The 25,243-nt window shown below is 42.0% G+C and carries 20 protein-coding genes and 1 tRNA gene; 4 read left to right on the top strand and 17 right to left on the bottom strand.

All coding sequences use genetic code 11. From position 1 onward, the window contains the following. Positions 1-89 precede the first annotated feature (89 nt). The 3 genes from ACE1CI_RS14440 to ACE1CI_RS14430 all read right to left on the bottom strand — a co-directional run bounded on the left by ACE1CI_RS14440 (position 90) and on the right by ACE1CI_RS14430 (position 7,171). Positions 90-1,070: a hybrid sensor histidine kinase/response regulator gene (locus tag ACE1CI_RS14440; RefSeq protein WP_413267026.1), complete on the bottom strand. Its 981-nt coding sequence runs from the start codon at positions 1,068-1,070 to the stop codon at positions 90-92. A 12-nt stretch (positions 1,071-1,082) separates the two neighbouring features. Next, entirely contained in the window at positions 1,083-4,370 is a 3,288-nt protein-coding gene (locus tag ACE1CI_RS14435; RefSeq protein WP_413267044.1) for a GAF domain-containing protein, read from the bottom strand. 491 nt (positions 4,371-4,861) lie between these two features. Then, the gene (locus ACE1CI_RS14430; RefSeq protein ID WP_413267025.1) at positions 4,862-7,171 is read right to left on the bottom strand and encodes a PAS domain S-box protein; all 2,310 of its coding nucleotides are present in this window, start codon (positions 7,169-7,171) and stop codon (positions 4,862-4,864) included. 997 nt (positions 7,172-8,168) lie between these two features. On the opposite strand from ACE1CI_RS14430, the gene ACE1CI_RS14425 reads away from it, so the two are divergent. Continuing rightward, on the top strand, positions 8,169-8,519 hold the full coding sequence (locus ACE1CI_RS14425; protein ID WP_413267024.1) for a hypothetical protein: 351 nt from the start codon (positions 8,169-8,171) through the stop codon (positions 8,517-8,519). Positions 8,520-8,586: 67 nt separating this feature from the next. Here the strand turns inward: ACE1CI_RS14425 and ACE1CI_RS14420 are convergent, their stop codons facing one another. The 7 genes from ACE1CI_RS14420 to ACE1CI_RS14390 form a co-directional block, all read right to left on the bottom strand. After that, complete coding sequence (locus ACE1CI_RS14420; RefSeq protein WP_496615474.1) at positions 8,587-11,565, bottom strand: DNA cytosine methyltransferase; 2,979 nt, start codon at positions 11,563-11,565, stop codon at positions 8,587-8,589. A gap of 52 nt (positions 11,566-11,617) precedes the next feature. Further along, positions 11,618-11,857, bottom strand: a complete 240-nt coding sequence (locus ACE1CI_RS14415) for a hypothetical protein (protein ID WP_413267022.1) — start codon at positions 11,855-11,857, stop codon at positions 11,618-11,620. Between the two features lie 594 nt (positions 11,858-12,451). Next, on the bottom strand, positions 12,452-12,700 hold the full coding sequence (locus tag ACE1CI_RS14410; RefSeq protein ID WP_413267021.1) for a DUF4926 domain-containing protein: 249 nt from the start codon (positions 12,698-12,700) through the stop codon (positions 12,452-12,454). 88 nt (positions 12,701-12,788) lie between these two features. Beyond that, a complete protein-coding gene (locus ACE1CI_RS14405) occupies positions 12,789-13,742 on the bottom strand; it encodes a competence protein CoiA family protein (RefSeq protein ID WP_496615473.1) in 954 nt (317 codons plus the stop codon). A 214-nt stretch (positions 13,743-13,956) separates the two neighbouring features. After that, a complete protein-coding gene (locus tag ACE1CI_RS14400; protein WP_496615472.1) occupies positions 13,957-16,923 on the bottom strand; it encodes a tetratricopeptide repeat protein in 2,967 nt (988 codons plus the stop codon). 44 nt (positions 16,924-16,967) lie between these two features. Further along, entirely contained in the window at positions 16,968-17,423 is a 456-nt protein-coding gene (locus tag ACE1CI_RS14395; RefSeq protein ID WP_413267018.1) for a pentapeptide repeat-containing protein, read from the bottom strand. A gap of 97 nt (positions 17,424-17,520) precedes the next feature. After that, positions 17,521-18,048: a hypothetical protein gene (locus tag ACE1CI_RS14390; protein WP_413267017.1), complete on the bottom strand. Its 528-nt coding sequence runs from the start codon at positions 18,046-18,048 to the stop codon at positions 17,521-17,523. A 209-nt stretch (positions 18,049-18,257) separates the two neighbouring features. Here ACE1CI_RS14390 and ACE1CI_RS14385 point away from each other — a divergent pair, with 209 nt between their 5' ends. Continuing rightward, on the top strand, positions 18,258-20,549 hold the full coding sequence (locus tag ACE1CI_RS14385; protein ID WP_413267016.1) for a PriCT-2 domain-containing protein: 2,292 nt from the start codon (positions 18,258-18,260) through the stop codon (positions 20,547-20,549). Positions 20,550-20,852: 303 nt separating this feature from the next. On the opposite strand, the gene ACE1CI_RS14380 is transcribed toward ACE1CI_RS14385, so the two are convergent. Next, a complete protein-coding gene (locus ACE1CI_RS14380; RefSeq protein ID WP_413267015.1) occupies positions 20,853-21,191 on the bottom strand; it encodes a hypothetical protein in 339 nt (112 codons plus the stop codon). A 94-nt stretch (positions 21,192-21,285) separates the two neighbouring features. Next, positions 21,286-21,774: a hypothetical protein gene (locus ACE1CI_RS14375; RefSeq protein WP_413267014.1), complete on the bottom strand. Its 489-nt coding sequence runs from the start codon at positions 21,772-21,774 to the stop codon at positions 21,286-21,288. A 74-nt stretch (positions 21,775-21,848) separates the two neighbouring features. Between ACE1CI_RS14375 and ACE1CI_RS14370 the strand changes: the two genes are divergently transcribed. Both ACE1CI_RS14370 and ACE1CI_RS14365 read left to right on the top strand, forming a co-directional pair. Then, the gene (locus ACE1CI_RS14370) at positions 21,849-22,016 is read left to right on the top strand and encodes a hypothetical protein (RefSeq protein ID WP_413267013.1); all 168 of its coding nucleotides are present in this window, start codon (positions 21,849-21,851) and stop codon (positions 22,014-22,016) included. A 30-nt stretch (positions 22,017-22,046) separates the two neighbouring features. Beyond that, on the top strand, positions 22,047-22,319 hold the full coding sequence (locus ACE1CI_RS14365) for a helix-turn-helix domain-containing protein (protein WP_413267012.1): 273 nt from the start codon (positions 22,047-22,049) through the stop codon (positions 22,317-22,319). Here the strand turns inward: ACE1CI_RS14365 and ACE1CI_RS14360 are convergent. The 5 genes from ACE1CI_RS14360 to ACE1CI_RS14340 form a co-directional block, all read right to left on the bottom strand. Further along, positions 22,285-23,388, bottom strand: coding sequence for a tyrosine-type recombinase/integrase (locus ACE1CI_RS14360; protein ID WP_413267011.1), 1,104 nt, complete (start codon positions 23,386-23,388; stop codon positions 22,285-22,287). The genes ACE1CI_RS14365 and ACE1CI_RS14360 overlap by 35 nt on opposite strands. A gap of 148 nt (positions 23,389-23,536) precedes the next feature. Next, positions 23,537-23,610 (bottom strand) — tRNA-Pro (locus tag ACE1CI_RS14355). A gap of 46 nt (positions 23,611-23,656) precedes the next feature. Beyond that, a complete protein-coding gene (locus ACE1CI_RS14350) occupies positions 23,657-24,028 on the bottom strand; it encodes a DUF1818 family protein (RefSeq protein ID WP_413267010.1) in 372 nt (123 codons plus the stop codon). A gap of 23 nt (positions 24,029-24,051) precedes the next feature. Beyond that, positions 24,052-24,681 (bottom strand): hypothetical protein, encoded by a 630-nt coding sequence (locus tag ACE1CI_RS14345; protein ID WP_413267009.1) that lies wholly within the window; start codon positions 24,679-24,681, stop codon positions 24,052-24,054. 75 nt (positions 24,682-24,756) lie between these two features. Next, positions 24,757-24,990: a DNA-directed RNA polymerase subunit omega gene (locus tag ACE1CI_RS14340; RefSeq protein ID WP_073592500.1), complete on the bottom strand. Its 234-nt coding sequence runs from the start codon at positions 24,988-24,990 to the stop codon at positions 24,757-24,759. Positions 24,991-25,243: the final 253 nt, after the last annotated feature.

Genomic DNA, 25,243 nt, shown 5'->3' with positions numbered 1-25,243 from the left:
AAAACTGAGTACAGACTCATCAAATCTTTAAGAAGTGTTCACAAAGTTTTCCTGTCGCGAGTATCGCCCGATCGACAGCTTTCGAGTTCTTACTCCTGATTGCTTGTACTGTGAGCGATCGGCAACTTAATATTTACCGTTGTTCCCTGTTGATAAACACTGGTAATTGAGAATTCACCTCCAGCTAATTCGACAATTTTCTTAACAATTTTTAAGCCCATATTGATGCGCTGTAGTTCGGATTTGCTGTGTTCCAACTGTGTAAAAGTATTAATTTGAGCAATTTGCTCTTCTGTCATGCCGGAGCCTAAGTCTTGGACAAATAAATTAAACTTCTCTCCCTCGACTTGACTATTAAGTTTAATCTTTGTCCCTGGTGGTGAAAATTTCAAGGCATTATCAACTAATTCATGGAGAATGATTGATAGGTATTGCTTGGAAATGGCAATCTCCGCTTCTGTAAGTGCAAATACGAGGTCTTGATAACGATTGAAGCTTTGAGCATGAGATCTTAAAGTAGCTTCCACAATAGCAGTTGAGAATTGAGTTCGAGCGGATTCGAGCCTCTGCTGGCGATTTGCAGATAATTCTAGCTCCAAATAAATAAGGAACTTTCTGGCTTCACTAAGGGTATTTTGCAAAATATTGATCGTATTTTTTTGGATCTTGGATAAGGTTTCGATATTGTCATACTGTTGCTTAATTCTGAGCATTGACTGCACGCGGGCACGTAGTTCGATCGCATTGATAGGTTTACTAATAAAATCATCGGCTCCAGCCTCTAAACAATCAGCCAAATCTGATTTTGAGTTTAATGCCGTCACCATAATAATCGGAACAGCTTGCCATTTTGGTATACCTTTGATTTGCCGACAAACTTCCCTGCCGTCTATTCCCGGCATCATCACATCTAGCAAAATTAAACTAGGCCCAAAAGTGTCGAGCAGCGCGATCGCTTCTCTGCCACTAGCAACATAATGTAAATCATACTTATGACTACTTAAGAAAGCTTCAATTACATCAAAATTAGCGGGTTCATCGTCAACGATTAAAATTGATGGATTATTCATGATTTACCTGGATTAGGAAACTAAAAGTTGTTGAATAGTAATTACTAATTGCTTGAGTTTAACGGGTTTGGTTATGTAATCATTGGCTCCAGCCGCGAGGCAACGATCGCGATCGCCTATCATGGCTAGAGCAGTAAGGGCAATAATCGGCACATTGACTAAGTTTGGATGACTGCGAATCTGTCCGATCGCTTCTAGCCCATCCATTCCTGGCATTTGGATATCCATCAAAATTAAATCAGGGTTTTCTGACTGGCAGCAAGCGATCGCTTGCTCTCCATTTTTCGCCACAACTATACGATAGCCTTTGGCTCTTAAGTAGTTGGAAATTGTACTGACATTCGCTTCATTATCTTCTGCCAGTAAGATTAAAGGCGATACCTCTTGTTCTAGCTGGTAGGGTTTGATGCTGGGTTCGGATGGGATTTCTAATTCAGCAGAAGAGAAGTCAGAAGTAATGTAGGGAAGGTCGATGGTAAAGCAACTTCCTACTCCCAACTCGCTGGTTACGCCTACTTGTCCCCCGTGAAGTTCGACGAGGCGTTTCACTAAGGCGAGTCCCAAACCTGTGCCTGCATATTGACGGTTGAGGGCACTATCAATTTGGATAAAGGGCTCAAACAGTTTATCCATATTTTCCGGGGCAATACCGATGCCTGTATCAGTGATGGCAATTCGCAAGTAGTTTTGGAGTGTGTCCGTTTTAGTATCTGAATCCCTAAAAGGTTTTTGACAACTGACTTCTAAGGTGATGTGTCCCCCTTCAGGGGTGAATTTGACTGCATTGTTGAGCAGGTTGATCAAGACTTGGCGAATGCGCCGTTCATCCACCAATAAGTCGGGCAGATGGGGTGGCAGTTTGATCTCTAACTGGATGTGTTTTTTCAGAGCCAGTTGTTTGATAAAAGTTACACTTGATTGGCACAGTAGAACTACAGCGGTGGGGATGCAGTCTAACTCTAGCTGACCGGATTCAATTTTGGCGACATCAAGAATGTCGTTAATTAGCTCCAGCAAATGGGAACCGCTAGACTCAATGGTTTGTAATGCTTTGATTTGTTGCTCGTTGACGCTGCCAAAGACTTCATCTTGTAGCCCTTCAGTCATGCCCAGGATGGCGTTGAGCGGGGTGCGGAGTTCGTGACTCATGTTAGCGAGGAATTCGTCTTTGAGGCGGGTGGCACGGGCGAGTTCCTCGTTGGATATTGCTAGTTGTTGGTTGCGTTCGACTAGTTGCTGCTGGGCTTGTTGTCGTTCGACCAGTTCAAGTTGTAGTTGTTCAAAGAGGTTAGCTTGTTGAATGGCGATCGCTAATTGGTTAGCTATTTGTTGCAAGATTTGCGCCTCCGACTCTTGCCAAACTCGTTTTTCTTGACAAGCATGGACAACTAAAATCCCCCAAAGCTGGTTGTTTTCTCCAGGGGCAACCCAACGATGGTTTTCGCTACTGTGAATTTCTTGTAGTATGGGAGCCACCATTTTGGATTGGATTTTACTTTCAATGGAGTATTCCATTATACAATTTGTCCAGGTATCTGTCATGACATCGGGGACGATGCGCGGTAAACCTTGCCAATAGTAGTCGAGAACGTTTTGCGACCATTTTTCATTCTCCCAATAACGATATTTGAGGGCAACAAATTCATTGGATACGGCTTCTGCGACAATTTCACTTCTGCCATTGGGAAACAGCCGGAAGATGATGACACGATCGCTGTTTATCAAATCTTTGACTTGCTGAGTTACCTTTGCCAAAATCTCTTCGAGATTCAGGGATTGGCGAACTTGTTGAGCGATCGCGCCCAAAATTTGCTGCTGTTGTAGTTGTAATGCCATTGCTACTTCTGTTTGCTTGCGGATCGCCAGTTCCGATTGCATCTGTTTGTAGAGGCTGGCTTGCTGGATAGCGATCGACAATTGATTAGCAATTTCTTGGGTGAAGCTAGTTTCACTTGGTTGCCATTGCCGAGGTTCTAAACATTGATGAATGCAGAGGAACCCCCATAATTCCTCTTGGTTGAGCAAAGGCAGAATCAGATTTGCCCGGATTTGAAGCTGTGATAAAATTTCCCGATGACAGTCTTGTAAACTAGCTTTGTTAATGTCATCAGTGGCTTGAATTAGCCCTTGTTGATAGAGAGGGGCAAACTGTTCGCCGAAACAGCGATCGTGAATTCGGATGTTTAGCACTGACATGAATCCTGGGGCGACAGATTCAGCGACGAACTCACCATCATTACACCTAGAATCAGGATCGAACTGGAAAATGCCAACTCGACTAACTTGCAGGAAGCGCCGAATTTCCTGGGTAGCTGTTGCAAAAATGGTTTGTAAATCTAGGGAATGGCGAATTCTCTGAGTGATTTCCCGGAGCAAGGCTTCTCGTTCAGCTTGTTGGCGCATTCTTTGCTCGGCTTGTTTTTGCTCAGTAATGTCGTAGTTAATCCCTGTCATGCGTAGAGGTTGACCTTGTTTATCTCGTTGTATCAGGGCGATCGCTTTAATCCAACGCCAAACTCCATCGGTTCGCCAAATGCGAAACTCCAGATTATAATCCCTTTTTCTTTGGATAGCGTCTTCGATTGCTGTTTCAACTTTTTTTTGATCGTCGGGATGTATTGCATCAAACCAATCTTGATAGATGGCAGGGCGACCTAGATCTAGCAATCCATAGATTTCATACATCCGCTCATCCCAGTTAACCTCATTGAGCAAGTTCCAATCCCAAGTTCCGATCGCCCCAGATTCTAGAGCCAAGGTCAAGCGATTGGAAAAATCTAGGATTTTTTCTTGGTATTGTTTGCGATCGGTAATATCCTGATATGTCCCCAATATACCGATCGCATTGCCCTTCCAGTCTCGCAAGGGAACTTTGTTGGTTTCTAGCCAGCGCTGTTCGCCCGTAGGCAGAGTAACCGTTTCTTCTCTACCCAGCATCGCCGTGCCAGATTCCATCACTTGTCGATCGTCGGCTCGAAAGCCTAAAATTTCAGCTTCTGTGAAGGAAAAATCAAAGTCAGTTTTGCCCACAATTTCTAAGCAGGATTGTAACCCTAAAGTTTTGGCAAATTGTGGGTTGCATCCCAAATAAACCGAGTTTCGATCCTTCCAAAATACTGATAGAGGAAAGATATCAAGAACCGTTTGCAGGAATTGTTGAGATTCGCGCAGGGCATTCTCTGTACGCTTGCGCTCGCTAATGTCTTTGGCGATGCCTAAAAAGCCAATAATTTGCTGATGGGCATTTTTGAGAGCGGTAATGGATAGTAACACGGGAAGGCGAATGCCATCTTTACGGATTTGACACTCCTCAGCCTAAAGGCATGAGGATTCTTGGTTCAACGAGTCCACTTAAATTAGATACCTTGCAGTGTCTAACAAAGAGGTGGTTCTCTCTCCAAGCGTTAACTTTCGGTATGCCCTACCGTAGTTGGATGACTCCAAAATTTGTTTGAGTTTAATACTGACTTGTCTAGCTCCTGTGAATCTTTTACCTACTTCCAGGTAGAACTAGAACATTGAAGTAGAACCCCATAGATTCAGTTGTCAAGGTTCAGCGTTGAGCCGCTAGGCAACATCGGGTTTTTAAAGCGGTTGATTACCCTATCCGCTACACTCTAATTATACACATTTTTAGAGTTATGCCAAGAACAAAACGATTACAGCTTTTGTTGTCCGAGCAGGAGTATGAAGCCCTAAAAAACTATGCCGAATCCAAGCAAATTTCCATGTCTGAAGTTCTCAGGGATTGCATTAAATCCTTGCAAAAGCCGTCCTAAAGGGACGGGGCTTTAAACCCATTTTTTTTGGTAAGTCCATTCTTGTTCGCTAACAATCCCTTGACGGGCTTTGGCGACGAAAACTTCAAAGCCCGGGGAGATATTTCGCCCCATTTCTACGGAAAGCTCTGCTGCCCGCTGTAAGGTTTCTTCAGAATCGTGGATGATTGATGGGGTCAGTTTGCCCACCACTTCTGAGGCATTGTAACCTAGCATTCGTTGAGCACCAACATTAAAAGTCTGAATAATGCCAGTTACGTCAGTGGAAATGATGGCGTAATTAGTACTATCGAGAATGGCACGTTGCAGATTGTTGACTTGCCAAAGTTCCTGGGTACGTTCGGCAATTTTAGCTTCTAAGTCGGCATTCAGTCGTTCTAACTCTAGCTGTGCCAACTTAATACTCGTGATATCTTGCACCGTTCCCTGAGATAGGAGCGGGGTGCCGTCTTCAGCATAGAGCGTTTCGCACTGTTCTTGTAAATACTTGATCCGACCGTCGGGCAGTGGCAAACGATGGACAATTTTGTAGGGAGTGCGATCGCGCAGGTGTAGGGTGTAAGCTTCATTGAGCATTTCCCGATCGTCGGGGTGTACAAAGTTTAAGAAACCCTCGTAGCTAGGTGAAAATGTTTGCGGTTCGATCTCAAAGATCCGAAAGATTTCATCAGACCAATATGAGGTACCTTTCACCAGATCCATTTCCCAGTGTCCCAGGTGGGCAATGCGTTGAGCTACCCGTGATTGTTGTTCGGTCTTCTTGAGGGCAGTTTCAGCGCGTTTGCGGTCTGTAATGTCAGTAATCGTACCCACATGACCGATTATTTGCCCGTTGGCATCTCGTTCAGGAACAGACTGTCCATACACCCAGGTCACTGTACCATCGGGACATTGAAAGCGATATTCCAGTTGAAAGGGGCGATTCTCCTCAACCGATTGATAGCATTCTGCCATTACCCGGTCGAGATCGTCCGGGTGCAGCGCTTTTTCCCATCCCTTCCCAAAGGCTGTTTCTCTTGTAAATCCGGTAATCTCAAAGTAGCGATTGTTACCATAGATGCAGTTCCCCGCAGCATCGGCGCGAAAAATACCTACCAAAGCTGCTTCTGCCAGGGAAGCATAACGTTGCTCGCTTTCTCGCAACTGTTGCTCTGCGAGTCTTCGTTCGTTGAGTTCCTGCTGTAATCTTTGGTGGGTGGTGGCTTGTTGAATGGCGATCGCCAATTGCACTGAGATATGCTGCAACAGGGTAATATCTTCCTCCTGCCAATCTCGATAGCCAGCACATTGATTTCCAATCAATAGTCCCCACAACTGCCCCGTCACCCGAATCGGAACTACCAAATTTGCTTTGATTTGATACTTTTCCAACAATTCGATGTGGCAGTCGGCATAGCCTGCGGTGTAAATATTATTAACTATGATGGGTCGTTCGTTGTCGTAGAGCGTAGCAATTTGTTGCCCAAAGTAACTATCTTGGATTTGGTTGCCCAGTGTAGAAGACCAGCCACTATTAACAGATTCTGCAATAATGATGCCGCTCCAATCCGGTTGAAACTGATACACTAATACTCGATCGCACGCCAAAAATGCTCGTACCTCAGCTACGCAAACATCCAAAATCTCTTGCAGGTTAAGGGAGTTACGAATCCGGTTGGCAATCTGCGCGACTAATTTTTCCCGTTCTGCCTTAGTTTGAAGCGCAGGTGTGCGAACTTCCACCTCTTGCTCTAGCTCAATGGTCGGACTTTCCAGTAAGGCGACTTTCTCTGCCTCCAGACTCACCACCTTTGTTTCTAAAACCTCGGCTAGTTTATATAACTTTAGTGGGTTGAGGGCTTGCAGCAAACTATTCTGCGTAACAATCCCTACCAAGCGATCCTGCTCGTCGAGGATGGGCAAATAGCCAACGTGCTGTTGCTGGAGCAGATTCATCACCAATTTTGGCTCGGTTAAGGCTTCCTCACGCAAGGTGGACACCGGATGGGTCATCACCTGCCGCACCGTCAAGCGATCGAGATCTTGCTGCTGGACACTCAGGAACACAATGTCCCGCTCAGTGAGAATACCAACTACCTGCTCATCTTCCACTACCACTACACAACTTGACCTCACCTGAAGATGAAGTTTATCCAGTTGCTCATCAACTGTTTGGGCTAGATCTTCCTCGTACTGAAATCTTATACTGCTCGTGGGGGCGATCGCTTCACCTGCCATTAGGTGTATCGCATCGATCGCCGTCAACTCCGGCGATACCACTAACGGGTTCCGAACTACGGCAGATTTCAGTTCTAGCCAAAGAGCATCGATATGGGTGAACATGAGTAGAAAAGCTTTAATTTATTCTTTGAGTAACAAATTTATCAGAGCTAATTCGTAATAAAAATATAAAAACTCTGTTTAAAGAAAGTGGTTAATTCATTACTTTCTCCATTAATTTTCTTTAACAACTATTATATAACATAAACTACCCCCAAAAAAAACCTATAAAGCTATCCGTTACTATTAGAACCATCCATATTGAGTTTAAGCTAATGCTGGTAAGGGTTGCAAAGCTAGGTCAGTAATGCGAACTGTAAAAACTTAGACATAAAATGCTCTGGGGTACATACTTATTCCTATAGTTCCCATCGAACGCTGAAAAATTCGGTTGGCAGCAAAAGTTTTATCAATAAAAATCAAACAGAGAAGTGGCAAGCGCACCACTGCCTCATAAATAAAAAATCCCTGCCTTCGAGGGATTGTCCAGGGTGTTTAAGTTGTTAAATATTGATACAATCTGCTCGATAAAAATTCCTGAGTATTTTCGTTGTCAGCAAAAAGAGCGATCGCGTTAGGTGTGTTTTTGAGAAGTGCGATTCCCGAAGGGATACGCTTAACGAGTTAAGCGAATCGCGTTTCTATTGCTGCCAGTCTTTTCTAGTAACACAAGTTGTTAGCTTCAAAGCACAAGTCATCGGGAAAAGCTGAAGGATAAAGCGTAGTGATATAAATAATCATCTATGCTCTATCTATAAAAATTATCATGCTCTCTAGCAACAAAGTCCCAAAGGGATTTAAAATCTTGTCCGAGTATCCCATTCTGGTTATTCAATACCACGAGCGACTTACGCTATACCCCATCAAAGTCTTTTTAATGATAATTGTTACGTTTCTCACCATCTCGGCTTTTATAGTAATTTGTTGGCTATCTATAGAGCCTTTAAGTGCGCTGCCGAATCGGATTTGGCAGCCGGATTTTTGGCATTTTCCCAGATCCGGAGAGGTGGTATATTTTGATGAAAACCGTTTCTCTGTTGGGAGTCTGTTGTTTATAATCATGTTTTTATCTGTACCATCAGGTTTGATTATCCCCGATTTAGTTTGGACTTGGTTTGGGATTATTGAGTATCGAGCTTTCCGGGAAAAATTAATAGTGAAGTACCAGTTATGGGGAATGAGTCGAACGTATTTAATTCCTAGAGATTCACTTCTCTACTTTCAGGAATATAAGGTGGGTGGTGCCAGAGGAACTAGTTACTATTGGGTACTCAAAGCAATAACCAATCAAAAAAGATTTTTCTTCTGGCGCTCCCAAATCACACTGCTTTCTAAAAAACCCAGGAGATATAATGATTGGTTAAGAACAGTATTAGCAGACTTCTACCAAATTAAATTCCTGCTAAGCTGACGCGATCGGCTGTAGGACAATTTAACTAACTTCACCCACAAATGCTTTCGCTAATACTAATCCACACCTAAAACTCACAAAACACTTCCGACAACAATTCAGTAATTGCTGTTACACCTGTTCGTAAAGCCTTCGTTCCAGTTAAAGTTGTGCCATCTTCATCAGTGAAATTCCCGCAATTATCCCAACCGGGAACATTCGCTAAGGCTAAACATTTGCCAAGCTGGTACACTGCTTCTTCGATCGCATCCTGACTAAAACTAAGTTCCTCTTTAACTTTCTTACACTCTTCGGCAATCAATTCCAGTTCTACCAATTGCTGATATTGTTCTAGCGTTAAGTTACTCGGTTCCACACAGTCAGTATAATTGTTAATTTCTAGCGGAAACTGCCATTTAGTTCCCGGCTTTAACACAACTTTACCAACTGCAACTGGTTCATCAAATCGCCAATCATTCACGGTTGTTGAGCCAGTAAATAATCCAAGTTTTCCCGCATGAATTGGATGTTTGACAATCTTAACTACTGTTCCCGGTTCAATGGTATTGTTAGTTTCTCCTGTGACAGTTTCATCAATTGTTGTAACAGAAGCAGATTCGACTTGTTCTTGAAGTGCTTTGATTTGCTGTTCTTGTGAGTTAATTAGTTGTTGGTATTGATTTAATTTTAATTGTAAGGTAGTTAATTCTGAAGCAATGGAAATATTATCGATTGGTGCTGAATTTTCTTTAACTTCTGCGATTTCAGTTTTCAGTGCAGCAATAGTTCGGTTTTGTTGTTGGACAAGTTCAATCAGTTCATTATACTCACGAGTAGTAATCGGAATTCCACCACCACCATGTTTTGTTGTTAGTTTGTGTAAGTAAGTGGCAATAGAAATAATTAATTCAGCAATCGTTGGTTGAGGATTTAATTCATCTTTAACTCGCAAACGTGCTAATAAATTGGCTTTGGCTAACACCGCATCAGTATCGGTAATGTGATAAATCCGAAAAGCGCGATCGATGTCTTCATCAGTTAACTGACGTAAAGATAAACTTTTGTCGATCGCTGAATTTAAACAATCAATCATCTCATCAGTTAACATTAACTGATTCATCAAAGAACGTTGACATTTGTTCAGTTTCCCTAATTTGCCTTCAATATCGTTACGAGTCCGTTCATTATCATTTAACTGCTCATTTAACCCAGAAATTGTGGCTAACAGATTCAGAAATTCATCGAAGGTATCTTTATCTAAAACCCGGAGTTCGGAGACTGGTTGTAGATAGATTTCTCCATCCCCAAAACCGCGAATTGAGAGCAGTTCGTTCTCTTCATTTAGTAACAATCCAATTTTGTTGAGGAAAACTACCGGACAACCTGCTGTTAATGTGGGATCGATCGCTCTTTCGTTAGTTGACGCTAATCTTTCTTTGATCAGCGAAATAGTCCATTTGGTTTGACTCTTTGCGATCGCTTCTACTTGACTTTCACTACCAGCTAACAACAAAGCAGCGTGACACAGAGGCAAATTCAAAATGTGCTGTTGTAAGTTAGGGAATTTCGCTATCAGTTTTGCTTGGACAGTTAGATTACGGAAGTAACGTACCAGTTCTTTTGGAAAACAGTGTTTGAGTAGTTTTTGAAATTCAGTTTTGCCTAATACTGCTTCTAATTCCTTGAGTTTGTCTCCAAGCTCTAATGCTTGTTCTTTGAGATGAACAAAAGTTGCGGCGTGAGAGTTTCCCAGTTGGATGACTTCTTTAGCTAACTCGACAGTATCAGTTGTAATGGAATCTGCGAAAGTGAAGCCTTGGAGTTGGTTGGTTGCAACAAATTTTGTGGTAGATGGCATAGTGATGCTCCAATTGACTTGATTTTGAGTTAATGTGTTAGTTGCTTTTTTGATGTTTGAAGTGCGCTCTTGGGTTTCAAGAGCCACTTCGACTTTCTCTGATGAAAGCATTTGTTCTAAGACATAAGTTAAGTCCTCTGGGTTGGATTTGATGAGTAAAGGTTTAACTGCATTAGCGATTGCAGTTGCCAGCAAACAAGGCACTCCGTTCCCCAATGCCGAACCTGCAATCCAAGCAGCATCAGGTAGTTTGAACCAATCTGGTAGGGTCATTAAACGGGCGGCACCACGAATGCCTAAGTTTTTCCAACTACCATCGGGAAGGCGGATGTTGATGGCATTCGCTCGGCTGTTGTGCCGTTGGTCTAGCCAAATGCTTTTGCGTATCGTCCAACTTGGTTCTTCGGGTAGTCGCACTTTGGGATTACCCCAAGCACCTACTCGTTCTATCAGCAAGGGTTTTTCTAAACAGTGGGCTGGTAGGGTAGCGATTCGTTGCAGTTGGGTAGCAGTCGGTTCGATGTCCTTATCGGTGGGTAGCAGGTCGCTGATGGCTTCATACCAACCAATCGGGTGTTCTGTAGTGGGAATGGTTAATGTTGACGCTGAGATTTGTTTCAGGGCGATCGCAATAAATCTGTGCCGTTCCTGGGGTACGCCATAATCAGCAGTGTTGACTATCTGGGCGTGGTAGTTGTAACCCAACTTAGCCAAAGCAGATTTGATGACTGACCAACTGATGGAATGTTGGTATTCGGGTACATTCTCAACAACGAATACTGGTGAAAGAAAAGTTTCTAGGGCTGTAACCGCAGCTTCCGCAGTGCTGATGTCGTTGCTGGTTTCTTTGGCTTTTGGATTACTGCGCGATAGGTGTTTGCAGGGTTGAGTTAGTACCAGGATATCCGGTGGTTGTAAATCGGTGAGTTGACCGGAATTTACTACTTTTTGTAAAGTTTCGCCAATGACGGCATAACCGAAATTTTGTTCGTAGACTTTCGCGATCGCGCTACTGAGTTTTGGGTCGGTTGGGTCCCGATCGATATTCCACAAACTGCGGATACCAGCAATTTCAAAACCCGCCGTCATTAAGCCACCACCACCACAAAGGTAGCCTGCGGTGGGGGCATCCGGTGGCAGAACTAATCTGGGGGTACAAACCCAGGCTGGAGGAACGTTGTTTGGATGCGATGGCGGGTTTGTAGTCATCGATCGACACCTAGTTAGGGAAAGTGAACGAAAACCAACAATGCTGCTGGTTTTAATCAGGTTTTTGGCTCAATAGGTCATCGATTTTTAAATCTGGGTTATTGGTTCTTTCTCTGAGCCAATCTCGCAGCTTAACTAAAGTTACGAATTCGCTTTTTGTTAAAGTTCCAGCTTTTGCCCCAGACAAGGTGCGGCGATCGATTTTCCGACCTTGTAATAACAATTCTTCATAAACAGCATTTAGGGATAAGTTTTGCGGCCAGTATTGGCTGATATCAACGTAAATTTTCATCTTTGACTCCAAAGCCTCTACGTTGATGCTGCCATGTTTACAGCTTATTACGTTAACGTACATACGTCAATATAAATACGTTAATACTTAAGTTTCCTAAATGCGATCGCACTCAGTAGTGGCTAATTACGTATTGCAGTTATGGAATTCACTAACGTCCCAGATTTACCAGCAGTTGAGCGATGGACTCAAGCCGAAGCGCAGTTGATGGCAAAGCAAAATTACCGGAATAGATATCTTAAATGATGAATTTCTCTGCTGTCAAAAGTAAAGTTATTTATCATCTTGAACGTAGATGTTCAAGGAAATGGTAACTTAATAAGTGAAGCTACATAGCTTCATCAGATAAAGATTACAGCTAAAGTCCACTATTAAATTAAGGAGGAAAAAAGCTGTTTCATCTAAGAACGATTGTGTTAACTAACAACAGCACTCAACAACTAGAAAACTGATATTTCCTCAACTGAAAAATGGGAGTAAGACAACTGAATTTTAATTCTTCTGTGTCTCTCCAAGTAGTATTAATTAACAGAGGAAATTACTCGGTTTCGTCTAGATTGGGTGCTGTTGTTGTGAAGATTTGATTTGAAAATATTAAGCTATCACCCGATCGAAAACGCGAACGTGCAACACCTCATTACTCATCAAAGGTTCAATCTGCGATTCTGCTACTGTAATCACTGCGATCGTTTCCCCAACGGCATTAAACACCTCTAAACTATAGCCATCTTCATCATCTGGTACAGGGTGATATTCCACAATGGTTGCGACATCTCCCTGACAGAGTTTGTACTGAGGTAAATCTTCCCGTAATGCTACTCGCGTAAACAGTTCAAATTTCATGCTTAAACCTCCTTATCGGGAAATAAAGTAATAAACTTGGTTTGTCCAGTTGCTTTCTCAATCATCCAAATTGTAACCACTGGTAAAACTACCTGATTAACACCGTCTCTTTGTTGCGATATAAACTAGCTTCTGCTAAAACAGTTTGCTCCTCTGGACTAAGCACTTTCGGTTGCATTTGATTCAAATCATCTAACACAGAATCAGCGATCGATGTCTCGCTAAACAAATAGTATTCAGTTAAGTTACCAATCCGATAATTAAACTGTTTATACCGATGCTTAAAATACAACTCAACATTTCCCCGATGTGACCATAATCCCAGTACGTTAAGCTTAATGTTCTGGTAATGGCAACGTAAATCTCTCTCAATTTCAGGTATTCTTTGGTTAATCGATCGCTTAGTTACCCCAATCTTATGCAAAACTAACCCATCAGCTTCAATTCGCAGATAATACAAATTATGCAATAAAATGCTAGCCAATTGAGCACGATATAACCGTAAATCAACTAACCTTTCTGCCAAGTTTAACGATTTAATCACCTTGGTTAATTCTGCTTGACGTGAGAGTTCAGCTAATTTAGCTAACAATAATGGTTCTTGAACTTGATTAAATTCATGCAATGGCAAAGCGCCAAGTGGAATTTTTCCTAAAGCAGTAAACTCATAAGCTGGTGGTTGAAGGTAAACATTTTTCTGTAATACCTTGGCTTTAATCAATGGTTTTAGTTCCGGTAAATGAGGAATTCCCCAATCATAAACGCCAAAAGATAGCCAGAGTTTTTGCAATAATTGTAATGCTGTTCCTGATAATTTGATATTAAAATTGTCGTAAAGTGGTAAAGTAGGTAATTCCTTTTTTGTTGCTACTGGATAACAAGTTTCATCAGCATGGGCGAAGTGATGTTGCTTAATTTTTCCTTTTTTGGCTATTAATTGAGTGCTACAATAAGGGCAGAATAATTTAGTTTTACCGCTTGGTACATCAGCAATTTCAAATAAGCTATTGTCTTCATCAACTGCATATTTAAGCCACGTCATCTGTTGAGTTCCTTTGTTTAGGTGAGCAAATCTTTAACTACCTTGTGTTGTTCAGTTAAGAAAGCACCCTAATTTTAGTTTAATATTTTCTTAATGTTTTTGGGAATAGGGGATTGGCTAACAATTAAAATCAAAAACAGCTTGATTTTGTTGGTAATAGATGAGCAGTAATAGTGACGAAAATAAACTGAATCAGTCTGTAGACTACAGCCGACTACAGACTATTACCAATTAAAATAAACGGTGCCCAGTAATAAGGATGAACAAAACCTTTGTTCAAAAGGCTAAGTTGTGCTTGCTGTAGAGCCGCAGTTTTTGAAACAGGTACCCAATTAGTTCCCTTGGCTAAATTACTGTAGAAATCTTGCATTAATTCGCTGGTACTGCGATCGCTAACTTGCCATAAAGAAGCAATCACAGCTTTTGCACCGCGACCCAGAAAATAATAACTAATTCCGGCAATCTCCACTCCCTCCGAATCTGGTCCACCTAATGCGGTTTCGCAAGCTGATAACACCACTAAATGAACGTCTACTAAATCTTGCAAAGTTTCAATCTGGGGAATTGTTAACTTTTCACCAGTCCCTAGCAACAAATAAGAATCTTTGGGGCGACCCGCTACAAATTGTCCATGAGTAGCAATATGTAAAATCTTTTTTCCTGATAAATTATCTCGGAGCGTCCGAAAATCAAATTCTCGATTTAAAAATGCCTGACCGGGATAAATTCCCTGAGACTCATGATTTTTCTGTCGCACTACTCTATTGATTTCATCTTTGACATTTGGTAAAGCATTAAAATTTAAAATTTGCTCCGATAAACCAAGAGCTAAAACCGAAATATTTTCAGCACCAAAAGGTAGACGATCGCGCACATCAGTTAATTCAGCAGACAGTATAGTAGAGATTGTATAGTTCTCTATTAAATATTTTTGCCCGTCAAACAATGCACTCATGGGAATGTAGCGTGTCACGCGATCGAGGGAAAAAACTAAATTTTTAACTGGGTTAGTTTTCAGTTCAGATTCTAAAGGTTTAATTAACCAATCGTAAAGCTGTTTTCCAGTAACCTTAACTTCGGCAATATTGGAATTAGGAGTTTGTAGCAGTAGGCGAAATTTTAAGACAGTTTTCCCCAATTCTTCTTGTTTTACTGGAATTTCTAAGCTCTTAACAATTCCTCCGGGAGCAGCCCATAATAGCCAGATTTTCTCTTTTAATACCAAAGGATAAATTAGTACTGTACCTGGTTGCGCTGCGATAATTTCTCTAGCTTTACGACCTAAATCTTTGGGATTGAGGATAGCTTCATCCTGAGTCTGAAGCGATCGAATCTGTTTAACTAAACTTTCTACAGATTGATTATACTGGCGGGTTAAAGCATCACGTTTATCTAATAGCTCACCCAGTTGGCTACAGCGATTTTTCTGGCATTCATCCACTTGCTGTCCAAAAGCAATTAAACTCCCATAAATTTCGATAATTTTCTCTTCTGTTGGGTTGAACTGACTGCCATTCGTTTCCCCTCCGGTTCTACTATTTTCTGTGAACTGGCGTAATTCTTGAATTTTCAGAAGTTCCAAGATTTGTTGCGCTTCTAAAATTCGTCCTTGGGAAAGCAATAAATTGGCTAATGAACGATAAGTATCTGCAACAGTTTGAGTATAAGATTCTTGTTGTTCGCGTGATAATGGTTTGAGGTTTTCCCTAATTGCTTCAGTAACATTAACTGATTGTTTGTAAAACACAATAGCTAATTCGGGTTGATTTCGCTTTTCTAGTAAGAAAGCAATGTTACTCAAAGTTACTCTTTGGGCTGGTCGATCGCCTATTTCTCTTTGAATAGCTAAGGCACGTTGATAAGTGTCCCAAGCTTTTTGATGTTGACCATTATTTTGATAAACTACCGCTATACTGTTAAAAGTGATTGCTTCTCCAGAGCGATCGCCAATATTTTGTCTAATAGCTAAAGATTTTTGCAAATATTCCAAGGCTTGAGAATAATCAGCTTTTCTATCATAAACTATGCCAATATTAGTCAGAGTATTCGCTGCCCCTGCGCGATCGCCAATTTCTTGTTTAATAGCTAAAGATTGCTGATAAAAATTTATTGCTTGAGTATACTGACCTAAGCGGTCGTAAACTAATCCAATATTGTTTAAAGTAGCACTTTCTGACGGACGCGCACCCAGTTGTTGAATAATTGTTAAACCTTTTTTATAGGCTAATAAAGCTCGATCATATTGACCTAAAGTGTAGTAAATTCCGCCAATGTCATTGTGCAGATTTGCCGTATCCACCAGTTTACCAATTGTTTGATTAATTGTCAGTGCTTGCTGATAGAAATCTAGAGCTTTCTGGTACTCTCCTAGACTATCGTAAACTGTTCCCATAAAACTAAGAGTCACTGCTTCACCACTGCGATCTTTAATATCTTTACGAATAGTTAAAGCTTGTTGATAATACTCAAGAGCGCGACTATATTGACCTTTACTATAATATACTAACCCTATATTGTTGAGGGCGCGACCAATGGTTATGCGATCGCCAGTTATTCGAGCTATTTCTAACGCCTCCTGGTAAAACTTTAAGGCTTGGTCATATTGACTTAATCGACGATAAACAATACCAATGCTCAGAAGTGTACGACCTTCACCAAGGCGATCGCCAACTTGTTTACTGATAGCCAAAGCTTGCTGCAAAACAGCCATTGCTTTATCATATTGACCAAGATCTTTGTAGACTATACCCAAGCGTCTAAGTGTCTCTCCAGTACTAACTTTATCGCCTAGTTCTTGATGAATCAGTAAAGCTTGTTGTAAAATTTCTAATGCTTTTGAATATTGGTTTAGTTCGCCATAAATTTCCCCCATGTTACTTAGTGTTATTCCTACACCTGCTCGATCGCCTAATCCTTGGCGAATCTTCAGTACTTGTTCAAATATTTGTAAAGCCTCAGAAAACTGACTTTGGTAAAGTTTTTCAACACCTAACTTAAAAAGGCTGTCTGCTTGTAATTTTGGCTCTGGTAATTGAGAAAGAATCTGATTTTTGCTAATTGGTGTTTGTCCCAGAACTGTAGGTATACTATTAGGAGAAATTTCTGCTGGTTGTACAGGTAAAATTAGTGAAAAGAATAAGCTAACGCTAGTCGTCAAAAATGATGATAAATCTAAATTCATTAAGGATTGCCTCGCTCAAGAATTAAATTAAGTATTATTATTTATTAACGACTACCACCACTTCCTGTTGGTTGGGGTGCATTAGGTTCTGGACGAGTATAATGTTGATTGCTTGGCTTTACTGAACCTGTATTGTTTTGTGTATTATTATTAGATGATTCTTCATTAGGAGTTACTGTACTAGCACTCAGCCCTATTGCATTAGTTAAATTAGTTTCTTTCAGGTTAACGCCTTTCAAATTGGTATTAGTTAGGTCGGCATTGGATAGGTTGGCACGATTCAAATTAGCACCACTTAAGTCTGCGCCATTCAAATTAGAACCACTTAAGTCTGCACCACTTAAATTGGCGTTTCTCAGATCGACACCACTTAAATCACAACCTTGACATACATTAGTATTGATTAACTGTTTGAGATGTTCGGGATTACCTGCATTAGCTGGGAAAACGGCGAGGCACAAAGGTAATGATGTAGTAATAGCAATAAATAATGGTTTCATGAGTAGGAGTTATCAAGCATTATGAGTTCCCATAAATATTTTTATCACAGTTTTTCTTGCTTTCGTTCGATCGCTTTCTCCCCAGATTCGCTATGATTCAAACATCCTCATCATTTTCAGTACAGATATCATCTGACGATTCCTGGTGTGGAACACCAGGACTCAAACGATTCGCCACTGCGCGTAAAACCTCAGCCATTTGTTCAGGACTCATCAACCGGATTTGCAACAGTAAACCATCATCAGGAGGATTTTCTTCGATTTTGACATCCATTTTTGCCAAACGACCGACAATCATTTGGGCTAACCTGGCAGCTTCCTGATGATTAAGTTGATCGACAACACCGATCGCTTCTTCAGCAGTACGGTATTGTCTAATGTCAACTTTGTCCCGTTCCTCAGCCACAGCAATTAATTCCTCCACACTGTAGGGAGTGTGGATAGCAAGATTAGCCAAAGTCGCAATGTCAGGATTTTTCACATCACAGATTTCTAAACGACGAATCGTGGCATGGCTGACTCCGCTGATTGCCTCAAACTCACGATAACTGCGTGAGCCTCTGGCTTGCTTGATGATCTGGGCAAGTTTGAGCAAACCTGATTCTGTGTACAGTGGTTCCGGCATTGGGTAAGTCAACTCGTTAACGGCAAGCATTGACAACAAATGCTTAGACTCAAGGATTAGGAAAATCCTTGTAACGAACATAATACAAAATAAATGCTCTCCAGAAAAAGGTTTTTTATTCTTTTTCTAACTAATGCTACATACCTGTTACATTAAAAAAGTTGTAGTTTGTGATACGAAACGCTGCTAATAGCGAATTGATGAGCTTTATGACAAGTCAAATCAGGGAATATCAGATCAATGCTGATGACGAATACATTGCTCAACGGCAAGCGGTAATCGATTGGTTATTAAATGAGGGTTATCCGCCTTTACCAGTCGCACCGCAGCAAGACCCGCAGCTGCATCACAAGTTAGGTAAGGCAGACCCGGAGCGTCATATTTGGGAGCATTGTCCACTTAACGAAAACTTGCAGCCTTTACCGTTGTACACAGGCAAAAATCCCAGTTACCTCGATGAGTCAGGTAAACCGCATCTAGTCAACCATCGGCAATACCAAAAGCGTCAGCCCAACACCAAAGAACTTCAACAATGGTTTGCCAATCCCACAAATGGAGTTGGGACGCTGGGTGGTTGGAACAATACCACTTGGTTAGATTTCGATGTCAAATGTTTCGCTTCCCAAGATGAATGTGATGCAGCAGTAGCCAAGATTCTGCAATTGCCCCAATTACAGGGTACTTTTGTGGAGCGATCGCATTCCGGTGGTTGGCGAATTGGTGTCAAAGTCAAGAATTGGCCCAACGGCAAACCATTTACCAACTTTGCCCTACACAGAGATGGTATTCATGTCGGAGAAGCGTTAGGTGCGGGGCGGTTCACGGTACTTGCGCCGACTCTAGGACCATCTGGCAATCCATATCAATCAATTAATCGTGCCGTCCCGGTGGAAGTGGAATCATTAGAAGCGATCGGCATTTATCCCAAAGGTGCAACCAACTCAATTACTAGTCAATGGACTGATGTAGATTGGGCGCTCTCCTACCTAAAAGCATTGCATCCATCCAGAGCCGATAACTATGAAGAATGGCTCAAAGTTGGGATGGCACTACACAGCATTGACCAAAGTTTACTTGACGACTGGGATGCTTGGAGTCGGCAAAGTAGCAAGTATCAACCAGGTGAATGTCAGCGCAAATGGGCTAGTTTTGGGCGATCGGGTGTCGGAATCGGCACTCTGTTCACTTTCGCTAAACTTGATGGCTGGCAAAATCCCCACCATTCCAGAAATCAATGCCGTCACGTCCAGGCTATTTCTGCCATTAAAGAATACAAAGTGACGAATCACTGGGCAGCTGGGGTACATTACCGCACGATCATGTTGCGCGAAAAGTGTTTTCCACTAATTAACTTGGTGGGCGATCCTGGTTCCAACAAATCAGTAGCAGCGAATAATGCCTTATCGTTAGTCGGCTGGCTCAACAACAGAGGGGTGTTACATCGGGCGAGTGTGAGTGCTACTTACGAAACTCTGAAATTAGCAGGTTCCTTGCCATTGTGTTTAGATGACCCACAGCGGAGTCGGGAATTAGATGAATTGCTCAAAGGTTTGTTTAATGCCGTTCCGCGCAAGGTACGAGGCAACTACCAAGAACCACATTCGCCACTGATTGTCTGTTCTAATCATGCGGTGGGCGATGACCAACCTGCAACTTTATCCCGGTTGATTCAAGTTCCTTTTTATCGCGTTAATGATGGCGACAAAACTGCCTGGGATGAAATGCAGCAAGCGCAACAGTTAGCATCTGGCGCATTGCCGGATTTGATTAAATTGGGCTATCCGGTTCAACAAATTCGGGCTTTAGCTTCCCAATTGCGATCGCATTTACCTTATGCCCATGCCAGAATTGCAGACTCCCTTGGTTTGATTACTTGGTATGCTCAAGCCGTTGCTAAATTAGCCAATTTCAAGAGTGATGAAATTAAGTCGTATGTAGTTGAGCAACTGTGCAAAACTGCAAACGATGCGGATTCTGTTGCCAATTCACTGACTGACTTTTTGGATAAGCTGAATGCTTTGCACGCCGAATCACTGATTGGAATGTGGAGCGTGCGCGTGGTGGATACATCGGAAATTGGGAAAGCTTTAGCCATCAATATGAGTAACGTCTGGCAACTACTCGATCGAATGTTTGCTCCCATCTACAGCCGCAAAGTCATCGAAGCACTAATCGACAAAGCTGGTGGTCGAATCAAATCTGTGCAAAAATTCCATCGTTCCAAGGATGAGAGTTTAACTTATCAACGGCTGCTGATTACACCACGTACCGATGTTGATGGTAATCCGATGTTGCCCAAAGAACCAGAAATGGTATCCCGCCGTTGCTGTCTGCTGCCGATTAACATTGTGTCCGAGTTCATCAGTTTGTGGCATCAACCAAATCAACTGAATCCAAATGCTGATGTAACTGATGTAACGGCAACTCTATCAGAGTCTACAACGGTTGCTGTGTCTGAATTGCACAAATCAGATGCTAATGCGTCACCCGACGTAACTTGATGTAACTAACATTTATCCCGACTGAAGAATTTACACCACACAGATAAATTTGGAGTTATTGGTTTTGGTCAGTTACATGAGGTTACAGCTTCATTCTTTGAGAAATAACCTAAAAATGTAACCGTCGAAAGCCAAGTCATGTATATGTTTGGGATTGATAATTTCCTCAAATTATCCCCTGCGTTACATAGTTACATCGTCTCTCAAGTTGTCTGTCTTGGTTAATTTCGTCAAGTAGGAGAGCGGGTCGCTGCCCGATATCTAAAAATAGGATGCGCGACCCGCTATCATGAAAATTGCAAATCACTCCGGCTCAAAAAAATCTTCATCAGCAAATGGAACAATGACAACAGGTTCAGGTATTGGTTTTAGTTCCCATTTTTGCACCGGGGCTGGTTGATTTCTTAACCCGAAAGCGATCGCTATTTCCTGAGTTGTTGGTGTGATGCAATAAATACTAGATGGGTTATAGAACTGGGTGGCAGCAACTACACCTGTTTCGTTAAAAGTATCGAATCGGATAAAACTTGCTCCGGCGATGTTGGCTTCTTTGAGATAGCCGCCTAGTTTGCGGTGTCCCATGATTTCTAGAATGCACCAACCCTCAAATTGAACATGGTTTTCCGTTTTTTCACTGTTCATAAAATATCCTTTGCATTTGATTTGATAGCGATCGTTTAGCCAGAAATAATTCCCAATAGCAGAGAATGATATTTGCTACTGGGATAACAAAAAACTAAATGCTACTTGCTACGGGAACTTTGCCATTTTTCTTCGCAGTAGATTGGCGTTGAGTTTCCAGTTCAGACAGGCGTTGGTTTTTGGTTTCAATTTCTGATTGGGCGTTAACTAAACTCTGCTCTAAGTCTTTAACTTTTTGTTCAAGTACAGCAATTTCAGTTAAACGTTGTTCTGCTAGAGATAACTTAGTTTCTAAATCATTACGTTCCTGATGAAGAGAATCGATTTGTCTGCGAAACTCTTCGGCTTCTGCTAATTTCTGTTTATTCAGATTCATGTACGCTTCACGCAATTCTTCACGTTGGCGTTCACATTCACCTTTGTAGAAATTAAGCTCAAATTCTAACTTCGGGAAATCAGTTAATTGTTGACGCATCAACTGATTGTCTACAGCTAGTTGTTTCATGCGATCGCCACTAACAGAAGTATCAGCATTTTGGTAAGCCAAACGATAAGTAGCGATCGCCATTCCTGGCATCCACATTTTTACCTGTAGTAAGTGCGGATTTGTGGAAACACCTGAATACCACGACTTTTTATTTAGGGCGAAAAAACGAGATGAGTGCAAGCGAAAAACTCGAAACGGCTCTACAAGAAAGAGACAAATTGTTGAGCGAATGTCAGCAGCTTCTGACCAAGATAGCGAATCATCGTTATTCCTTGAAGCTGCTGATTAACACCAAAAATGCACTCTCTATCATTGCTGATTACAAAGCTAATAGATAGCAGATAATTGTTCTGGAGACTGGATATCAAATGAAATTTATTGACAAAAATGCAGCGGGTGAAATACTTTCCAAAAGTCCTCGCACTTTAATTAGATATCGTAAACAAGGAATTTTGATTGAGGGAATTCATTGTGCCAGGGTAGGAAATGAATGGCTATATAACGAGGAGTTACTTCAGGATTTAATTACTTGTGGGATGAACCCAAATCATCCCGATCATCAAAGAGCGATCGCTTACTATCAATCCCAGAAATTAGGGAATCAGCTTAAAAATCGTCGGCAAAAATATCAGGTAACTTAGTTTTGTTGACCACACCAGCATAATGTTGATACAAAGTCTTCACGTCATGACCAGTCAGTTCCGCAACATTAACTGGATTCATGCCTTTTTCTAGAGCATGAGAAACTAAAGTATGGCGTGTAGTGTAAGGTTTGCGGTAAGGAATGCCTAAACTAGTTAAAACAGGCTTCCAAGCGCGGTTACGAAAATTATGGTCATCGATCGCGCCACCAGCCGGAGCCATAAAAATCAAATCTTCAGGATGGAAATCAATTGGACGACGAGATAAAAGAATTTGTTGTAGGTGAGGGGTAAGATTGATGGTGCGATCGCGACCAGTCTTAGTTTCTTTGCGGCGACCACGACTTAAACTTTCGCCAATCCAAACAGATGAACAATTGTCGTCTAAATGTTTCCATTGAAGTGCGATCGCTTCGCCAGTCCTGACACCAGTGCCAAAGAGGAATTCCACAAAATCAGCGTAGTGAGGACATTGTTCTCGGAAGGCAGTAACAATCTTGATGATTTCTTCTTTGGTAAAAGGTTTGGGTTTTTGTTTAGGTGGGACACGAACGATTACTTCAGCCCAAGGATTTTCGGTTACTAATTTATTTTTGATGCCCCAATTCCAGCAAGACCTAAGTAAAGTAATTCGCTCTTTTAAAGTAATAGGTAATATTTCAGTTGCTAGTTTTTCCTTAAATTTATAAGTGTCAGTTTCCGTAACAGATTGCGCTGGTTTATTACCAAAAAATGCCTCAAGTTTATTGAGAAGCGCCTTGTATTTTTCCAGAGAACGGGAATAAATTAATTTTTGTCTGGATTCCATAAAGCGTTGAAATAACGCTACTACTGAAATCTGATTTGGTGGTGCTGGTTTATATTTCGCTAAACTTGGGTCAAAGTTACCAGTAGCCAAATCTCCTTGAATTACCTTGGCTTTACCTTCAGCCACAATTCGGTTCAGGGGGGTGTCAGCCAGTCCGCAATAAAGATAATGCTGTTTGCCTTGATAGCTCCATACCAGTCGGAGCACTCCCTTGAAACTCTGGACTGCTACTGTCCCTTTTCGATTCCGTTGACCAGCCATGCCCTACACCCTTGAAAACTCGTATCTTAAATTTATCCTTTAAGGTGGCTCAAATCGACATAGTTTGTCATAGCCATCGATGGTGTCTGGCAACGGTCAGTATGCTACTTTAAAAGCCAAAACCCGCTACTAGAGCGGGTTTTGCTAATCGGAGCGACACGATTTGAACGTGCGACCCCCACTACCCCAAAGTGGTGCGCTACCAAGCTGCGCTACGCCCCGATTTCTTTTCGCTTGTCTAGTATAGCACGAACAAAAGAATCCGCAACTAGAAAACTTTGAAAATTTGAATTGCTTGCAATAATTGGGGGACTGCTTCGGCTGACCAGCTGCCTTCGCAACGCCGATCGCAATTTACAATTAAATGCAGGCTGTAAGAGTGCGGATAACCTTCCACTTCCAGCCAAATTAAGTCAGTTTCGGCTTCAGTGGCAATTTTTTCCTCATCCATTAATTCACTCGCCATTTGTTCCATTGTCGCTGCTAATTGCGCCAACAATCGGCAAAAGTCGTTTAACTCTGCTTCTGTGAGTTCGATCGCCCAATCATCCCCACCCACCAAACCCTGAAATTTCTCAGCTTTCGGGTTCCAACCAAGTCGCCAACCAACACCACTTTTAATTAGTTTGTCATTCGTCATTGGTTATTTGTCATTTGTCATGGTCAAGGTTTGAGTTGCTGTGCGTCTCCTGGTTGAGGTAAAGCAGGAAGAGATCTACTAGGGTTGGGAGTTGGAGTTGGTGTGTTTGGTGTGGGAGTTGGTTTTGGGGTGGGTTGAGATTCAGCTGCGGCGTTGGGGTTAAAGAGACTGACGAGGGTGTTGACTAAAGCATCTCTTTGAGAACGAGTCAGGCGAGTAATCACTGCACGATCGCTATCCATCGGATTTTGTCGCAGCGTATCTCCACCAGGATACACACCTTCAAACATTACATCATTCACGCCTAAATAATCTGCGATCGTCAATTTCCAATCTAAGCGGTAAATCGGTGGACGACCTTTAACGAACATATGATATCGAATCAAACGACCGACTAATGTATTGCTTGTTGCCTGTTTTCCGTTTTCCTTGCTGATATATTGATTTTCTTTCGGAAAATCTGGCAACAGTTCATAAACTCTTTGCCAAACACCCTCCACTGTGATTCTTTGGGGATTTTGACTTGGCGCATCTTGCGCTTGTACAGGTTGGAGAGAGAATAAATTTGGGTTGATTGATGGGATGTGCGATCGCAAAACCGTTAAACCCAAAATTGTTAAAGCTACAAGTGCAAATCTCGCTTTCTTAGTCATTGGTTCTTGGTCATTGGTTCTTGGTCATTTGCTATTGTTGACTAACAAAGGACAAAAGACCAATGACTAATTACACTATTCGCCGATAATTTCTGGTTGAGTTAACTCATCAGACATTTCAATGATTGCCCGAATTACAGGTTTCATCATTGGATCGTCAATATTTTCAAAATCTTCATAACGGCGACGTTTGGCGCGATTTGCCACCTGTACCGTAATCCGATAACGGTTGGAAGCTGCTTTAATTAAATCTTCCGCCCGATACATCACTTGGGTTTGGCTAGTCTCAAATTTGGAGCGCTTGTACATAAAACCCTGTTCTAAAGGTCATATTCCAGTGTAGCAGAGGGGCAGGGGGGCAGGGGGGCAGGGGGGCAGAGGGGCAGAGGGGCAGAGGGGCAGGGGGGCAGAGGGGCAGAGGGGCAGAGGGGCAGAGGGGCAGAGGAGAAAGAAAGGTAAAATTAAATTCCCCTTGTCTCCTTGTCTCCTTGTCCCCTTGTCTCCTTGTCCCCTTGTCTCCCAGTCCCCAGTCCCCAATCCCTACACTTCTAATGTGAGATAT

The sequence above is a fragment of the Floridaenema flaviceps BLCC-F50 genome (genome assembly GCF_041929275.2).
Classification (GTDB): Bacteria; Cyanobacteriota; Cyanobacteriia; order Cyanobacteriales; family Aerosakkonemataceae; genus Floridanema; species Floridanema flaviceps.
The sequence above is the reverse complement of the archived record's forward strand: the minus strand, read 5'-3'. Positions and strand labels throughout refer to the sequence as shown.

Coding starts and splice junctions, on each gene's coding strand:
- ACE1CI_RS14390 (WP_413267017.1), bottom strand. CDS start 18,048: ATGCCGGAACCACTGTACACAGAATCAGGTTTGCTCAAACTTGCCCAG.
- ACE1CI_RS14345 (WP_413267009.1), bottom strand. CDS start 24,681: ATGACTAAGAAAGCGAGATTTGCACTTGTAGCTTTAACAATTTTGGGT.
- ACE1CI_RS14375 (WP_413267014.1), bottom strand. CDS start 21,774: ATGTGGATGCCAGGAATGGCGATCGCTACTTATCGTTTGGCTTACCAA.
- ACE1CI_RS14410 (WP_413267021.1), bottom strand. CDS start 12,700: ATGAAATTTGAACTGTTTACGCGAGTAGCATTACGGGAAGATTTACCT.
- ACE1CI_RS14360 (WP_413267011.1), bottom strand. CDS start 23,388: ATGGCTGGTCAACGGAATCGAAAAGGGACAGTAGCAGTCCAGAGTTTC.
- ACE1CI_RS14430 (WP_413267025.1), bottom strand. CDS start 7,171: ATGTTCACCCATATCGATGCTCTTTGGCTAGAACTGAAATCTGCCGTA.
- ACE1CI_RS14365 (WP_413267012.1), top strand. CDS start 22,047: ATGAAATTTATTGACAAAAATGCAGCGGGTGAAATACTTTCCAAAAGT.
- ACE1CI_RS14380 (WP_413267015.1), bottom strand. CDS start 21,191: ATGAACAGTGAAAAAACGGAAAACCATGTTCAATTTGAGGGTTGGTGC.
- ACE1CI_RS14440 (WP_413267026.1), bottom strand. CDS start 1,070: ATGAATAATCCATCAATTTTAATCGTTGACGATGAACCCGCTAATTTT.
- ACE1CI_RS14415 (WP_413267022.1), bottom strand. CDS start 11,857: ATGAAAATTTACGTTGATATCAGCCAATACTGGCCGCAAAACTTATCC.
- ACE1CI_RS14385 (WP_413267016.1), top strand. CDS start 18,258: ATGACAAGTCAAATCAGGGAATATCAGATCAATGCTGATGACGAATAC.
- ACE1CI_RS14395 (WP_413267018.1), bottom strand. CDS start 17,423: ATGAAACCATTATTTATTGCTATTACTACATCATTACCTTTGTGCCTC.
- ACE1CI_RS14340 (WP_073592500.1), bottom strand. CDS start 24,990: ATGTACAAGCGCTCCAAATTTGAGACTAGCCAAACCCAAGTGATGTAT.
- ACE1CI_RS14425 (WP_413267024.1), top strand. CDS start 8,169: ATGTTTTTATCTGTACCATCAGGTTTGATTATCCCCGATTTAGTTTGG.
- ACE1CI_RS14370 (WP_413267013.1), top strand. CDS start 21,849: ATGAGTGCAAGCGAAAAACTCGAAACGGCTCTACAAGAAAGAGACAAA.
- ACE1CI_RS14420 (WP_496615474.1), bottom strand. CDS start 11,565: ATGACTACAAACCCGCCATCGCATCCAAACAACGTTCCTCCAGCCTGG.
- ACE1CI_RS14405 (WP_496615473.1), bottom strand. CDS start 13,742: ATGACGTGGCTTAAATATGCAGTTGATGAAGACAATAGCTTATTTGAA.
- ACE1CI_RS14350 (WP_413267010.1), bottom strand. CDS start 24,028: ATGACGAATGACAAACTAATTAAAAGTGGTGTTGGTTGGCGACTTGGT.
- ACE1CI_RS14400 (WP_496615472.1), bottom strand. CDS start 16,923: ATGAATTTAGATTTATCATCATTTTTGACGACTAGCGTTAGCTTATTC.